Raw genomic sequence first — 13,814 nt, 5'->3', positions numbered from 1 at the left:
CGTGTCAAAGTATGTCGAACAAAGCACAGGTCAAGGCCATTGTCGGTGGTTACGTCGTCCCGGTCGACGGTGAGCCGATCGACGGCGGCACGGTCCTCATCGAGAACGGGAAGATCGTCGCGGTCGGCACCGACGCCGACGTCGACGTGCCCGACGACGCCGAACTGATCGACGCCGCGGGCAGCTGGGTGCTGCCCGGGTTCATCGACGCGCACGCCCACCTCGGTGTCCACGAGGACGGCGAAGGCTGGGCGGGCAACGACACCAACGAGATGACCGACCCCAACGGCGCGCGCTTCCGGGCCCTCGACGGAATCGACCCGTACGAGCCCGGCTTCGACGACGCGCTCGCGGGCGGGGTCACCAGCGTCGTCATCAAGCCGGGCTCGGGCAACCCCATCGGCGGCCAGACGATCGGCGTCAAGACCTGGGGCCGGACAGTGCTCGACATGATCTTCGCCGAGGACGTCAGCGTGAAGAGCGCGCTGGGCGAGAACCCGAAGCGGGTCTACGGCGAGAAGAAGCAGACGCCGTCGACCAGGCTCGGCGTCGCGTCGATCATCCGCGACGCGTTCACCGCCGCGCGCAACTACGCCGCGCAGCGCGACCACGCCGCCGGTGAGGGCAAGCCGTTCGACGTCGACCTGTCCAAGGAGACCCTGGCCAAGGTGCTCGACGGCGAGCTGTTCTGGGATCAGCACGTCCACCGCGCCGACGACATGGTCACCGCGATCCGCCTGGCCGACGAGTTCGGCTACAAGCTCGTGATCAACCACGGCACCGAAGGTCATTTGATCGCGGATCTGCTCGCCGAGCGGGACGTGCCGGTGATCCTCGGCCCGCTGTTCACCACCAAGTCCAAAGTGGAGCTGCGCAACCGCACCCTGCGCGCGCCCGGCATCCTCGCCAGGGCGGGGGTGCGGATCGCGATCACCACGGACCACCCGGTCGTGCCGATCAACTTCCTGGTGTACCAGGCGGCGCTGTCGGTGAAGGATGGCCTCGACCCGGAGACCGCGCTGAAGGCGCTGACCGTCAACCCGGCCGCGATGCTGAACCTCGACGACCAGGTCGGCTCGCTGAAGCCGGGCCTCGACGCCGACGTGGTCATCTGGTCGGGTGATCCGCTGGACGTGATGAACCGGGCCATGCGGGTGTTCGTCCGCGGACGCGAGGTCTACCACTTCGACGAGGAGGCCGGCGTCGGCGTCACCGAGGAGCGCCGGTACCGCGAAAGCTGATTCCGGTCTTGTCATCGCGACCGGCCTGTGCTCTCATGTGTTACACACGGGGGAGGATGTGTAACACATGAAGCGCTGGGTTCTTGTCCTGGTCGTCGGTATCGGGTTCTTGGTCGTCACCTTGCTGTTCTCACAAGAGAATCCGAACCTGATCAAGTGTGGCGGCAGAATCATGTCACCCGGTGACGTCTGCGAGACCACCAAGAACGGTCGCAAGACCGGCGAGGACACCTACGACGAGATGAAAGCCGCCGCGACGTCTCGTGCCGAGACGTTCCGCAACCACGGGCTCTGGATGGCCGGGGTCGGGGTCGCGCTGACCGGCTTGGGCGCGACGATGGTGATCCGCGCGAAACGGCGCAAGGCGCGTGCCGGTGTGACGGCGCCGCAAGGTGGGCAGCCGCAGCAGCAGTGGCAAGGTCAGCCGCAGCCGGGATTCCCGGCGCAGCAAGGAAACCAGCAGCCGTACGCGCATCAGGCGGTTCAGCAGTACCCGCCGCGGCAGCCCGCTCCGCCGGCGCAGGCCGTTCAGCAGTACCCGCAGCAGTATCCGCCGCCGCAGGGCGGCTGGCCGCAGCAACCGCCCCAGCAGCCCGGCCCGCCCCGGCACTCCGGCCCGTCCCAGCAGTCCGCACCGCCTCAGCAGTCCGCACCGCCGCAGCACTTCGGCCCGACAGGGCACTGAGCGCGTCACCTGGGCGTCTGGTCTCGTGAGTGGTAATGACGGTTCTAACCGTCATTACCACTCACGAGGCAGTCAGGACTTGCGCAGTTCCCGCGCGATCACCATGCGCTGGATCTGGTTCGTGCCCTCGAAGATCTGCGGCACCTTCGCCTCCCGCATGTACCGCTCCACCGGGAAGTCCTTGGTGTAGCCCGCGCCGCCGAGGACCTGCACCGCGTCGGTGGTCACCTTCATCGCGCCGTCGGTCGCGACGAGCTTCGCGATCGACGCCTGTCGCTGGAACGGCAGCCCGCGGTCGCGGCGGCGGGCGGCGTCGAGGTACATCGCGCGCGACGTCTCGACGGTCGCGGCCATGTCGGCCAGCAGGAACTCCAGGCCCTGGAACTCGATGATCGGCCGCCCGAACTGCGTGCGGCCCTTCGCGTACTCCAGCGCCTCGTCGAGCGCGGCCTGCGCGAGCCCGACGGCGCAGGCGGCGATGCCCAGCCGTCCGGAGCTGAGCGACGACAGTGCGATCTTCAGGCCCTGGCCCTCTTCGCCGATCCGCCGGTCGGCGTCGACGGCGGCGTCCTCGAACATCAGCTGCGCGGTGGTCGAGCCGGTGAGCCCCATCTTCCGCTCGGGCGGCGCGGCGGAAAGGCCCGGCGTCGACGCGTCGACGAGCAGGCACGAGATGCCCTGCCCGCCGTCGTCGCTCGTGCGCACCATGGTCGTGTAGAAATCGGCCTCGCCCGCGTGGGTGATCCACGCCTTCGTGCCGTTGACGACGTAGTGGTCGCCGTCGAGCCGCGCGCGGGTCGAGAGAGCCGCCGCGTCGGAGCCTGCGTGGGTCTCCGACAGCGCGTACGCGCCCAGCAGATCACCCTCCAGCATCCCGGGCAGCCAGCGGTCGCGCTGCGCGTCGGTGCCGTGGTGGGCCAGCGCGAAGCAGGACATCGTGTGCACGGAGAGCCCGACGCCGACCGACATCCACGCGGACGCGATCTCCTCGAGAACCTGCAGGTAGACCTCGTACGGCAGCTCGCCGCCGCCCCAGCGCTCCGCGTACGGCAAGCCCAGCAGCCCGGCCTGGCCGAGCAGCCGGAACTGCTCGCGCGGGAAATGCGCGGTCTCTTCGTACTTGCCCGCGATCGGCGCCAGTTCCTCCCGCGAGATCTCCTTGGCCAGGTCGATCAGATCCTGGGCCTCGGTGCTGGGCAGCAGACGGTCCGCCGGCATGGCTCCTCCGAGCTGAGCTGTACTAAAAACAGTACTGTGGGCTGATTCAGCGTACAGTAGCAGTCGCTGGGGGTACACCTTTCGCGTAAGGGATAGTGATCCGATGACCCCGCGCCGCCAGCCCACCGCGCGTCAGAGAGCACTGCTCTCGGAGCTTGAAGCGCTCTTCCTCGCCGAGGGGTTCTCCCAGTTCACGTTGGACGACCTCGCCGCTCGCCTGCGCTGCTCGAAGTCGACGCTCTACGCGCTCGCCCCCAGCAAGGAGCAGCTCGCGGTCAAGGTCGTCGCCCACTTTTTCAAGGGCGCCGCCGAACTGCTGGAGGAGCGGATCGCCGGTATCGACGACGCCCGCAAGATCCTCGGGGAGTACCTCGCGGGCATCTCCGAATACCTGAATCGCGCTTCGGCCGCCTTCATGACCGATATCGCGGAATTCGCCCCGGCGCGGGACGCGTATCAGCTCAACAGCCGCGCCGCGGCCCAGCGGATCCGGTCGTTCATCGATCGCGGCGTCACCGACGGTGTTTTCCGTGAGGTGCACGCGCGGCTGATCGCGGAAATGGCGGGGCTGATCATCGAGGGAATCCAGACCGGCGTCGTCGGTCAGCGTGCCGGGGTGACCGACGCCGAAGCGTTCACCGCTTTGTCGGAACTCCTGCTGGGAGGCATCGCGACAAAAAATGTCCTGAGCTGACAATTCTGGTGGTATGAGTACCGCCTCGGCTAGCATCGCGCCCGTGATCGTGGTGGGTGGAGAGGCGCTGGTCGACCTCGTTCCTGGTGAACCGTTGGATTCCACTGTGGACGGTGGGCTGCGTGCGCTGCTGCCGCGGATGGGCGGTGGTCCGTACAACGTCGCGCTCGCCGCCGGACGGCTCGGTGTGCCGACGGGCTTCTTCTCCCGGGTGTCGAACGACCGGTTCGGCGTCGCGCTGATGGAGCGGCTGCACGCCTCCGGTGTCGAGACCACCTTGGTGCAGCGGGGAAACGAGCCGACGACGCTCGCCGTGGTCGCCCTCGACGAGAAGGGTTCCGCGCGGTACACCTTCTACACCGAGGGCACCGCGGACAGGCTGGTCGGCGATCCCGGCGCGCTGCCGGAAGATGTGACGGCGCTCTCGCTCGGCACCCTAGGCATGGTCCTGGAGCCGGGTGCGAGCACGTACGAAACGGTGTTGCGCCGCGAATCCGCCCGCGGCGTCCTGACCGTCCTCGACCCGAACATCCGTGAGGCGTTGATCACCGACCCGGTGTCGTACCGGGCCCGCTTCCGGTCCTGGCTGCCGCATGTCCGGCTGCTCAAGATCTCCGACGATGACACGGAATGGCTCGCCGAGGGCGCCGATCCGGTGGACGCGGCAAAGGTCTGGACCTCTTGCGGAGTCGACGCCGTGGTGCTCACGAGGGGCGCGGAGGGGTTGTCCGTCATCACACAGGCGGGCGAAATCGCGCGGGTCCCGTCACGCCGAGTCGCCGTCGTCGACACGATCGGTGCGGGCGACACCGTCCAAGGCGCCTTGCTGGCGTGGCTGTACTCGAACGAAGTACGCGACCTGTCCACAGTCGACGCCGACGGCTGGCGTTCCGCGCTCGAATTCGCGGCGAAAGCGGCGTCGATCACGGTCTCGCGGAGCGGGGCGGAACCGCCGACGGCCGCGGATATGGCATCCGCCGTGTGAACCTGGTCCCAAAGGGGCTGTTGTGAGCAACTCACCCGCTGCGCGGTGACCCCATTCTCGACTAGCGTGGAGGGGAATTCATACCCCAGCGGGGCGGTGTGCAGCGAGGCCATGGGTCACGCGCGTGAAAGAGGGCGTACCTGTGGAACCTACAGGCGCCGCCGGCCCGTGCTGAACGTGAGAGGGACTTACATGTCCGACGCGACGACGGCTGCGGGGCAGTCCGGCGAGACCGCGACGCTGCGCCTGCCCAATGGCGAGCACGAGTTCAAGGTGATCCACCCGGTCGAGGGTGCGCCGGGAATCGAGCTGGGGAAGCTGCTGGCGACCACCGGGTACATCACCCACGACCCGGGTTTCGTGAACACCGGCGCCGCGTCGTCGGCGATCACCTACATCGACGGTGACGCCGGCATCCTGCGCTACCGCGGGTACCCGATCGAGCAGCTCGCCGAGAAGTCGACCTTCATCGAGGTCTCCTACCTGCTCATTTACGGCGAACTGCCCACCGAGACGCAGCTGTCGGAGTTCACCGAGAAGATCCAGCGCCACACCCTGCTGCACGAGGACCTCAAGGCATTCTTCAGCGGCTTCCCGCGTGACGCGCACCCGATGCCGGTGCTCTCCAGCGCGGTATCGGCGCTGTCGACCTTCTACCAGGACTCGCTCAACCCGTTCGACGAACCGAACGTCGAGCTGTCCACCATCCGCCTGCTGGCCAAGGTCCCGACCCTGGCCGCGTACGCGTACAAGAAGTCCGTCGGGCAGCCGCTGCTGTACCCGGACAACTCGCTCGGCCTGGTCGAGAACTTCCTGCGGATGACCTTCGGCTTCCCTGCCGAGCCCTACGAGGTCGACCCGGACGTCGCCAAGGCGCTCGACCTGCTGTTCATCCTGCACGCCGACCACGAGCAGAACTGCTCGACCTCGACCGTGCGCCTTGTCGGTTCCTCCGAGGCGAACCTGTTCGCCTCCATCTCGGCCGGCATCAACGCGCTCTTCGGCCCGCTGCACGGTGGCGCCAACAGCGCGGTCCTGGACATGCTCGAGGGCATCCAGGCCGAGGGTGGCGACGTCGCGAACTTCGTCCAGCGCGTGAAGAACAAGGAAAAGGGTGTCCGCCTGATGGGCTTCGGGCACCGGGTCTACAAGAACTACGACCCGCGCGCGAAGATCATCAAGAACACCGCGGACGAGATCCTCTCCAAGCTCAAGGGCGGCGACCAGCTGCTCGACATCGCGAAGAAGCTGGAAGAGACCGCCCTCTCGGACGACTACTTCATCGAGCGGAAGCTGTACCCGAACGTCGACTTCTACACCGGTCTGATCTACCGGGCGCTCGGCTTCCCGACGAAGTACTTCACCGTGCTGTTCGCGCTCGGCCGCCTGCCGGGCTGGATCGCGCACTGGCGCGAGATGATCCAGGACCCGGCCACCAAGATCGGCCGCCCGCGGCAGATCTACACCGGTTACGCGTCGCGGGACTACGCGCCCATCTCGGAGCGCTGATCCCCCTCCGGCAAGCGCCATGAAAGGTCCTTTCCTTGCAAAATTTGCAAGGAAAGGACCTTTCATGGCATCCGGGCGTGCGAGGACCGGAGCCCGCGCTTAGGGTTTCCGGGGTGACCAGAGAAGCCCCCGTAGTGCTGTGGTTCCGCCGCGACCTCCGCCTCGGCGACCACGCCGCCCTGCTGGAAGCCTCGAAGCACAGCAAGCACGTCCTCGCGCTGTACGTCCTCGACGACGCGCTCCTCAAGCCCTCGGGCGCCCCGCGTGTCGCGTTCCTGCACGGATGCCTCAAGGCGCTGGACGACCAGCTCGGCGGACGGCTGATGCTCGTCAAGGGCGATCCGGTCAAGGAGGTCGTCAAGGCCGCGCGCGAGATCGGCGCCGCGGCCGTACACGTCAGCGCGGACACCGGGCCGTACGGTCGCCGCCGTGACGCCGAAGTCGCGAAAGCGTTGGCGGAACACGACATCGCGTGGACCGAGACAGGTTCGCCGTACGCGATCACGCCCGGCCGGATCACCAAACCGGACGGCGACCCCTATCGCGTGTTCACCCCGTTCTACCGGGCGTGGGCACGTCACGGCTGGCCGCGGCCCGCCGACACCGGGAAGTCCATAGTGGACTGGGTGGAGCCGCCGCGGTCGGTGAAACTCCCGAAGTCGCCGTCGTTGAAGGGAATGGAGCTGCCGGAGCCCGGCGAGAAGGCCGCGCTCAAGCGCTGGCACGAGTTCCTGGACGACGGCCTGGAGACCTACGACGAGGATCGCGACCGACCCGATCGCCCTGGTACGACAAGGCTTTCACCGTACCTGCGCTGGGGTTGCGTCCATCCGCGCACGCTCCTGGCGGACATCGCCGGTAACGAGGGGGCGGGCGCGAAGGCGTTGCGCGGCGAGTTCGCCTGGCGCGAGTTCCACGCCGACGTTCTGTGGCATCGCCCCGAAACCGCGCGGAAGAACTACGATTCCCGGTTCGACGCCATCGAATACGAGAAGGACGACGAAGCCTTCCAACGGTGGTGCGAGGGACGAACCGGATTCCCGATCGTCGACGCCGGGATGCGGCAGCTGCTCGCCGAGGGCTGGATGCACAACCGCGTCCGGATGATCGTGGCGAGTTTCCTGGTCAAGGATCTGCATCTGCCGTGGTGGCTCGGCGCCCGGCATTTCATGAAGCATCTGGTGGACGGCGATCTCGCGTCGAACCAGCTGAACTGGCAGTGGGTCGCCGGCAGTGGCACCGACGCGGCACCGTACTTCCGGATCTTCAACCCGACCACGCAGGGGGAGAAGTTCGACCCCTCCGGCGACTACGTCCGCCGTTATGTCCCCGAACTCGGCACTGTGCAAGGAAAAGCCGTGCACAAACCGCAGGACGTCAAAGGCTATCCCGCACCCATGGTCGACCACGCCCACGAACGTCAGGTCGCCTTGGAGCGCTACGGCGCCATCAAAGGATCCTGAAACGCGCGTGAAGGCCTCCTTCCCTCGGCTCAGCCGAGGGAAGGAGGCCTTCACGCGCAAAGCGGTCAGCCGCGAAGGGCCTCGGTCAGCTTGATCCGGCTGCCGACCCGCAGGACACTGTTCTGGTAGATCCGCGCGCCCAGCCAGGTGAACAGGGCGATGGCGCCCACGGTCAGGCCCAGCGACAGCGCGATCTCCCACACCTCCACGGTCCCGGCCGCGATCCGCGCGGGCATCAGCACCGGGGCCAGCAGCGGCACCAGGGAAAGCACCTTCGTCCCCGTCCCGTCCGGCGCCTGCGCCAGCAGGTTGAACCCGACGATGAACCCGAGGATCAGCACGATGTTGACCGGGCCGATGACCGACTGCGTGTCCTCCTGGCGGGAGACCAGCGAGCCCATCGCGCCGTAAACGGTGGCGTACAACAGGAAGCCGAGCAGGTACCAGGCCACGCCCCACAGCAGCGCGCTCGTCGCGACCCCCGACAGCGTCAGGACGTCGGTCGCCGACGCGACGATCAACCCGGCGCCGCCGATGATCACCAGCTGGGCCAGCCCGACCAGGCCGAGCCCGATCACCTTGCCCAGCAACAGATGCCACGGCCGCACGGTGGACAGCAGGATCTCCACGACCCGGCTGGCCTTCTCCTCGACCACACCCTGTGCCACGAGCGTCCCGTAGGTCACGATGCTCATGTACAGCAGGACGGCCACGATCAGCCCGATCACCATCCGCTGGGCCTTCTCCGGATCCGGCGGTTTGACCGAGTCGACCTCGACCTGGGTCTGCTGGACCGTGCGCATCACCTGCTCGGGCGACTTCTGGGCTTCGGAAAGGATGCCGTTCAGCACTTCCTGCTGCGAAACGCCGTTCAGCACGGTGCGGAGCTTGTTGTCCAATTCGGACTTGACGAGCACCTTCAGCTCGGTGGCGTTGCCGGACACCAGCGCGTCGAGGTCACCGCTCTCGACCTGCGACCGGCCCTGCGCCGGGTCGGCGACCGTGACGGTCTCGATCTTCTCGCCGAGTGCCGCGCCCGCCGTCTGCAGCTGTTGCGCGATCCCGGTGGCCTGGCCGGTGAGCCCGATCTTGCTCTTGTCCTCGTTGCTCATCAGCGTGGACTGCAGCAGGACGTAGCCCATCAGCATGACCAGCAGCACGGCGGTGCCGATCACGAAGGACCTGGTGCGCAGGCGGGTGTTCAGCTCGCGTTTGGCGATGAGCCAGACCGCGCGCCAAGAGGAGACGGTGTTCATGCGGAAACTCCTTGTGCCGCGGGCTTCTCGGCGACGGCGTCGCGGAACAGCTCGGTCAGCGAACGCCTGCGTTTGGTGAATTCGGTGACCGGCCCGGTGGCCAGCGCCGCGGCGAGCACGGCCTGGTCGTCGGCGTGGTCTTCGAGTTCGAGGATCGTGGTCGGGCCGTGCTGTTCGACCGTCCGGACACCGGGGACGGCCGAAGCCCAGCCGGGTGCGGCCCCGGGCGCGGTGACGACGAGACCGTTGCCCGCGTCCGCCGTCAGGTCCGCGACGGCGCCGGAGGCGACCATCCGTCCACTTCGGATGATGCCGACCCGATCGCACAGCCGCTCGACCAGATCCAGCTGGTGACTGGAGAACACCACCGGTACCCCGGTCGCGGCCTTCTCGCGCAGGACACCGCTCATCACGTCCACGGCCAGCGGGTCGAGGCCGGAGAACGGTTCGTCGAGCACGAGCACCTTCGGGTCGTGCACCAGCGCGGCCGCCAGCTGCACCCGCTGCTGGTTGCCGAGACTGAGTTTCTGGACCTCGTCCTTGCGGCGTTCGGTCAGCCCGAGCCTGGCGATCCAGTTCTCCGCGCTGCGGTGGGCGTCGTTGGCCGACATCCCGTGCAGCTCCGCGAGGTAGACCAGCTGTTCCAGCACCTTCATCTTCGGGTACAGCCCGCGTTCCTCCGGCATGTACCCGATATGCGTGCGGGTCTCGTGGGTGATCGGCGCCCCGCCGAACCGCACCTGCCCGGAATCGGCGGCCAGTACCCCCAGGACGATCCGCATCGTGGTCGTCTTGCCTGCCCCGTTGCTGCCGACGAAACCGAACAGCTCACCGGGCTGGACCTCGAAGCTCACCTCGTCCAGCGCGACCTTCGCGCCGTAACGCTTGGAGATCCGGTCGATCTCCAGTTTCCCCTCGCTCATTTCCATTTCCCCTCCTCGAAATACCGCACCAGCGCCGTGATTCCCCGATGGACGCCGGTAACCGTGCGGTTGCGCTGGAACAGACCGTCCAGCTTGACGTTGTTCACCACCGAGGTGGCCCGGTAGACCAGGACCGCCCGGCTCGCGCCGGCGAGGACCCCGCCCGCCACCAGCGCGACGGCGACCACGCCGACTGACACCTTGTAACGCTTCTTGTCCCCGGTCACGCCGGAGCCACCCCCTCGAAGTCTTCGGGATCGTCGTCCGGCAGCTTCCAGGCGAGCCAGAGCGCCGGCAGCGACGTCCCGAAGACGAGTAACGCCGCCGTCATCGCGGCCAGCAGGGAACCGGCATCCGGTTGCCCGGCCGCGTAAAGCCCGTAACCGAGGTCCACCACCATCAGGAGGCAGATCCCTTGGAAGGCGCTGTAATGCGCCCTGTCACGCAAGAGCAGTTCCCGTTCGTCGAGGTCGCCCGCCGCGGAACCGGGTCTGCCGACGGCCTTGCGCAGGACCGCCGCGGTGCCGACGCAGAGAACCAGTCCCGGCCCCATCAGGCCGACGGCGAACCACAGCGTCGGTTCGCGGAGCAGGGCCGCCCCGGCGATCACGACGAAATGGCCGATCACGGCGGAGACGGCGAGGCGACGGCGGTCCGACCGCGTCCTGGTGACGGTCACGCGAGGCTCCCCTCGTCGAATTCGGTGAAGTCTTCGGGGTCATCGTCGGGCAGGGTCCAGCCGAGGATGACGCTGGAGAACGTGGTTCCGGTGACCAGCAGCGCGCAGCCCATCATCGCGCCGCGCGCGCCGCCGTCCTCGGTGCCGGAGATGATCAGCCCGTACACCACGGAGACGAACATCAGGGCGACCAGGATCTGGTAGCTGGCGAAGGTGACGCGGTGGCGCCATTCCCGCTCGCGCTCGTCGAGCCGGATCGAGAACCCGCCGCTCATCTTGCCGGTGAGGATCCGCAGGAGGTACTGGGCGAGACCGGCGATCGCCGCGCCACCGAACCAGGCCACGACGAAGTAGGTTTCGGGTTGCCGATGGAACAGTGCCGCGCCGGCGATCAGGATCAGGTCGCCGAGCAGCACGAACACGCTCAAGGTCCGGCGGCGCTTGCGGGTGCGCCAGGTCGGCAGCCGCCGGGCGCGTCTGCGTTCCACCTCCTCCCAGCGCTCCTGCTGTCGTTCCCAGTAGGCCGCGAGGACTCCTCGCTTCCCGCTCATGTTCCCCCCTCCCGGTAGACCTGAGTGGACAGTGGTGTGAACGGTTCCCGGCTGAACACGGCCTCGACCGGGAGGTCGAACACCGCGCAGATGCGGAACGCCAGGTCCAGACTCGGGTAGTGGTCCCCTCGTTCGAGCGCGCCGATGGTCTGTGGGTTGACCTCGACGGCCGCCGCGAGGGCGGCCCTGCTCAGTCCGCGCTCCGCCCGGAGCACCGGGAGCCGGTTGTAGATCGGCAGCTCTTTGCCGCGTCTGACCGGGCTCATAGAACATACTGTTGCAAAAACCCAACGACTCGTCAAGCTGGGGAACACCCGACCCGCATTTAGCGGCCTAAACGCGACCGCGGTGACCCACCCCCTACCCGCAGTTAGCGGGCTAAACGCGAGTGCGGCGGCGCACCCCGGCCCGCAGTTAGCGGGCTAAACGCGACCGCAGGGGCCCAGCCCGGCCCGCAGTTAGCGGGCTAAACGCGAGTGCGGTTGGTGGGCTGAGCGTGGGTCAGGTGAGGCCGGCGAGCGACTTGTCGACAAGTTCCTGGACGCGGGACCGGGCGGCCTCGGCGTCCGCAGCGACCAGGCCGAGCCGCGTCCGGCGCTCCAGAACGTCCTCGACGTCGAGAGCGCCTTCGTGCCGCACGGCCCAGACGACCTCGGCCGCGCTGATGTCGGTGTGCTCGGACACGGGCAGGCCCAGTTCCGGGTCGACCTCGCCGAGGGCCGCGATCCGGGGCGCCTCGGTGCCGTACTTCGCGACGAGCCGGGCCGGAGCCTCCACAGTGGACAGGCGACTCCGCGGTGCCGCGCCCAGCAGGGGAAGCCGGGACGTGGTCGAGGGCCCGGCGTGGAGCCCGGAGCGCTTCAACGCGGCGTCGACGGCGTCCTCGGCCATCTTCCGGTACGTCGTCAGCTTGCCGCCGACGACGGTGAGCACGCCGTCGGCGCCGGTCACCACCGCGTGCTTGCGCGAGAGATCCGCGCTGCGCCCGCCGTCGCCTTCGACCAGCGGCCGCAGCCCGGCGAACGAACCGGCGACGTCGGCGCGGGTCAGCGGACGGGTGAACGCCGTCGACGCCACTTCGAGCAGGAAGTCCACATCGGACTCCGGCACGGACGGCACCCGCGGGATCGGGCCGTCGATCGGTTCGTCGGTGACGCCGACGAAGACGTGGCCATCCGGTTGCGGCAGCAGGAAGACGAACCGGTTGTTCTCGCCGGGGACCGGTACGTTGACCGACGTCGCGCCGATCGCCGCCGCCCCCGAAGCCAGGATGAGATGGGAGCCCCGGGACGGCCGCAGCCGTACCGACTCCGCCAGTTCACCGGCCCAGACGCCGGTCGCGTTGATCACCTGACCGGCGTGGATCTCCACTTCCCGGCCGGTGAGCCTGTCCCTGGCCAGCACCGAACCGGCGTCGAGCCGCAGTGCTTCGACCCTCGTCAGGATCTTCGCGCCACGTGACGCCGCCGTGCGCGCCAGGCTCACCACGAGCCGCGCGTCGTCGGTCAGCGCGCCGTCGTAAGCCAGCAGCGCGCCGCGAAGGCCTTGGGGCGACAGGCCGGGGGCGAGCGCGAGCGCCTCCGCGGCCGGGATCGACCGCGGCCTCGGCAGCACCGACGCGGGGGTCCCGGCCGCGCGGCGGAGACCGTCGCCCGCGACCAGGCCGGTCATGATGAACGCCTGCTGGCCGCGGGAGGTCTTGCGGTACATGGGGAACAGCTGCGGGATCGCCCGGGTGAGATGCGGCGCGGTGCGGGTCATCAGTATCCCGCGCTCGACGGCGCTTTCGTGCGCCAGCGCCAGGTCGCCCTTGGCGAGGTAGCGAAGTCCGCCGTGGACCAGCTTGCTCGACCATCGCGACGTCCCGTACGCCAGGTCGTACGCCTCGATCAGGGCCACCGAGAGCCCGCGCGCGGCCGCGTCCAGCGCGATCCCCGCGCCGGTGACGCCGCCGCCGACCACCGCCAGGTCGACCCGCTCCCCGCCGTCCAGTGCCGCGAGTTCCCGCTCGCGGCGGCGGGCGTTGAGCGAGCCCGGCGTCACGGCCGGAGCGCCGCGTCGAGCACGTGGGCGAATTCCGCCATCAGGTCGCTCTCGTTCACGTCCGCGGTGGCGGGGCGCAGCGAGAACGCGAAGGACTGGATGAGCAGCAACAGGGTGCGCGCCTGCGACGGCAGGTCACCCTTGCGGATCGAACCGTCTTCGTGGCCGGACCGGAGCAGGTGCAGGATCACGCCCTCGGCGAAACGCTGGGTCTTGCCGAGCCGCTCGACGATGTAGGGCAGGACGAGTTCGGGATCGAGGTCCAGCAGCGTGCGGAACAGCGGGTCGCCCGAGAGCGCCGCGACGGCGGCCGTCGAACTGCGCACCAGCTGCTCGCGGAAGTGGGCCGGTTCGGCGCCCGGTTCGGCGGCGCCTTGCAGCAGCCCGCCGAACTCGCGGGTCATGAGGGTCGCGAGCACACTGCGGACGTCCGGGAACCGGCGGTAGACCGTCATCCGGCTGACCTTGGCGGTCCGCGCGATCTCCGCGAGCGTGGTGCGCCTCACGCCGACGGCGAGCACGCACTTCTTCGCCGCGTCGAGCAGAACGTCGTCGGACACGCGTGTC

15 protein-coding genes are annotated in these 13,814 nt (G+C 68.5%); 6 read left to right on the top strand and 9 right to left on the bottom strand.

Translation table 11 applies throughout. The features are described 5' to 3' along the window. Positions 1 to 11: 11 nt before the first annotated feature. Both L324_RS32585 and L324_RS32580 read left to right on the top strand, forming a co-directional pair. Positions 12 to 1,241 (top strand): amidohydrolase, encoded by a 1,230-nt coding sequence (locus L324_RS32585; RefSeq protein ID WP_037317815.1) that lies wholly within the window; start codon positions 12 to 14, stop codon positions 1,239 to 1,241. A 67-nt stretch (positions 1,242 to 1,308) separates the two neighbouring features. Next, positions 1,309 to 1,926 carry a hypothetical protein gene (locus tag L324_RS32580; protein ID WP_037317814.1) on the top strand — a complete coding sequence of 206 codons (618 nt, stop codon included), beginning with the start codon at positions 1,309 to 1,311 and terminating at the stop codon, positions 1,924 to 1,926. A 72-nt stretch (positions 1,927 to 1,998) separates the two neighbouring features. Here the strand turns inward: L324_RS32580 and L324_RS32575 are convergent, their stop codons facing one another. Beyond that, on the bottom strand, positions 1,999 to 3,144 hold the full coding sequence (locus L324_RS32575; RefSeq protein ID WP_037317811.1) for an acyl-CoA dehydrogenase family protein: 1,146 nt from the start codon (positions 3,142 to 3,144) through the stop codon (positions 1,999 to 2,001). A 103-nt stretch (positions 3,145 to 3,247) separates the two neighbouring features. Between L324_RS32575 and L324_RS32570 the strand changes: the two genes are divergently transcribed. From L324_RS32570 to L324_RS32555, 4 genes are all read left to right on the top strand, one after another. After that, positions 3,248 to 3,838, top strand: coding sequence for a TetR/AcrR family transcriptional regulator (locus tag L324_RS32570; RefSeq protein ID WP_037317808.1), 591 nt, complete (start codon positions 3,248 to 3,250; stop codon positions 3,836 to 3,838). Positions 3,839 to 3,881: 43 nt separating this feature from the next. Then, positions 3,882 to 4,823, top strand: coding sequence for a carbohydrate kinase family protein (locus tag L324_RS32565; RefSeq protein ID WP_037317805.1), 942 nt, complete (start codon positions 3,882 to 3,884; stop codon positions 4,821 to 4,823). Between the two features lie 192 nt (positions 4,824 to 5,015). Beyond that, positions 5,016 to 6,332: a citrate synthase gene (locus L324_RS32560; RefSeq protein ID WP_051174222.1), complete on the top strand. Its 1,317-nt coding sequence runs from the start codon at positions 5,016 to 5,018 to the stop codon at positions 6,330 to 6,332. 113 nt (positions 6,333 to 6,445) lie between these two features. Continuing rightward, a complete protein-coding gene (locus tag L324_RS32555; protein ID WP_037317802.1) occupies positions 6,446 to 7,795 on the top strand; it encodes a cryptochrome/photolyase family protein in 1,350 nt (449 codons plus the stop codon). A 65-nt stretch (positions 7,796 to 7,860) separates the two neighbouring features. Here the strand turns inward: L324_RS32555 and L324_RS32550 are convergent, their stop codons facing one another. From L324_RS32550 to L324_RS32515, 8 genes are all read right to left on the bottom strand, one after another. Further along, positions 7,861 to 9,051, bottom strand: a complete 1,191-nt coding sequence (locus L324_RS32550; RefSeq protein WP_037317799.1) for an ABC transporter permease — start codon at positions 9,049 to 9,051, stop codon at positions 7,861 to 7,863. Further along, positions 9,048 to 9,974: an ABC transporter ATP-binding protein gene (locus L324_RS32545; protein WP_037317796.1), complete on the bottom strand. Its 927-nt coding sequence runs from the start codon at positions 9,972 to 9,974 to the stop codon at positions 9,048 to 9,050. Before L324_RS32545 ends, L324_RS32550 begins: the two co-directional genes overlap by 4 nt. After that, positions 9,971 to 10,201 carry a hypothetical protein gene (locus tag L324_RS32540; RefSeq protein WP_037317793.1) on the bottom strand — a complete coding sequence of 77 codons (231 nt, stop codon included), beginning with the start codon at positions 10,199 to 10,201 and terminating at the stop codon, positions 9,971 to 9,973. Before L324_RS32540 ends, L324_RS32545 begins: the two co-directional genes overlap by 4 nt. After that, a complete protein-coding gene (locus L324_RS32535; RefSeq protein ID WP_037317790.1) occupies positions 10,198 to 10,653 on the bottom strand; it encodes a hypothetical protein in 456 nt (151 codons plus the stop codon). The genes L324_RS32540 and L324_RS32535 overlap by 4 nt, the downstream gene beginning before the upstream one ends. Beyond that, positions 10,650 to 11,204: a hypothetical protein gene (locus L324_RS32530; RefSeq protein WP_037317786.1), complete on the bottom strand. Its 555-nt coding sequence runs from the start codon at positions 11,202 to 11,204 to the stop codon at positions 10,650 to 10,652. Before L324_RS32530 ends, L324_RS32535 begins: the two co-directional genes overlap by 4 nt. After that, positions 11,201 to 11,470, bottom strand: a complete 270-nt coding sequence (locus L324_RS32525; protein ID WP_034308595.1) for a helix-turn-helix transcriptional regulator — start codon at positions 11,468 to 11,470, stop codon at positions 11,201 to 11,203. Before L324_RS32525 ends, L324_RS32530 begins: the two co-directional genes overlap by 4 nt. 235 nt (positions 11,471 to 11,705) lie before the next feature. Beyond that, a complete protein-coding gene (locus L324_RS32520) occupies positions 11,706 to 13,247 on the bottom strand; it encodes a glycerol-3-phosphate dehydrogenase/oxidase (RefSeq protein WP_037317781.1) in 1,542 nt (513 codons plus the stop codon). Beyond that, the gene (locus L324_RS32515) at positions 13,244 to 13,807 is read right to left on the bottom strand and encodes a TetR/AcrR family transcriptional regulator (RefSeq protein ID WP_037317778.1); all 564 of its coding nucleotides are present in this window, start codon (positions 13,805 to 13,807) and stop codon (positions 13,244 to 13,246) included. The genes L324_RS32520 and L324_RS32515 overlap by 4 nt, the downstream gene beginning before the upstream one ends. Positions 13,808 to 13,814: the final 7 nt, after the last annotated feature.

It is taken from the genome of Amycolatopsis orientalis DSM 40040 = KCTC 9412 (assembly GCF_000478275.1).
Classification (GTDB): Bacteria; Actinomycetota; Actinomycetes; order Mycobacteriales; family Pseudonocardiaceae; genus Amycolatopsis; species Amycolatopsis orientalis.
This window is presented reverse-complemented; position numbering and strand designations above follow the sequence as displayed.

Coding starts and splice junctions, on each gene's coding strand:
- L324_RS32580 (WP_037317814.1), top strand. CDS start 1,309: ATGAAGCGCTGGGTTCTTGTCCTGGTCGTCGGTATCGGGTTCTTGGTC.
- L324_RS32560 (WP_051174222.1), top strand. CDS start 5,016: ATGTCCGACGCGACGACGGCTGCGGGGCAGTCCGGCGAGACCGCGACG.
- L324_RS32545 (WP_037317796.1), bottom strand. CDS start 9,974: ATGAGCGAGGGGAAACTGGAGATCGACCGGATCTCCAAGCGTTACGGC.
- L324_RS32575 (WP_037317811.1), bottom strand. CDS start 3,144: ATGCCGGCGGACCGTCTGCTGCCCAGCACCGAGGCCCAGGATCTGATC.
- L324_RS32570 (WP_037317808.1), top strand. CDS start 3,248: ATGACCCCGCGCCGCCAGCCCACCGCGCGTCAGAGAGCACTGCTCTCG.
- L324_RS32530 (WP_037317786.1), bottom strand. CDS start 11,204: ATGAGCGGGAAGCGAGGAGTCCTCGCGGCCTACTGGGAACGACAGCAG.
- L324_RS32550 (WP_037317799.1), bottom strand. CDS start 9,051: ATGAACACCGTCTCCTCTTGGCGCGCGGTCTGGCTCATCGCCAAACGC.
- L324_RS32525 (WP_034308595.1), bottom strand. CDS start 11,470: ATGAGCCCGGTCAGACGCGGCAAAGAGCTGCCGATCTACAACCGGCTC.
- L324_RS32585 (WP_037317815.1), top strand. CDS start 12: ATGTCGAACAAAGCACAGGTCAAGGCCATTGTCGGTGGTTACGTCGTC.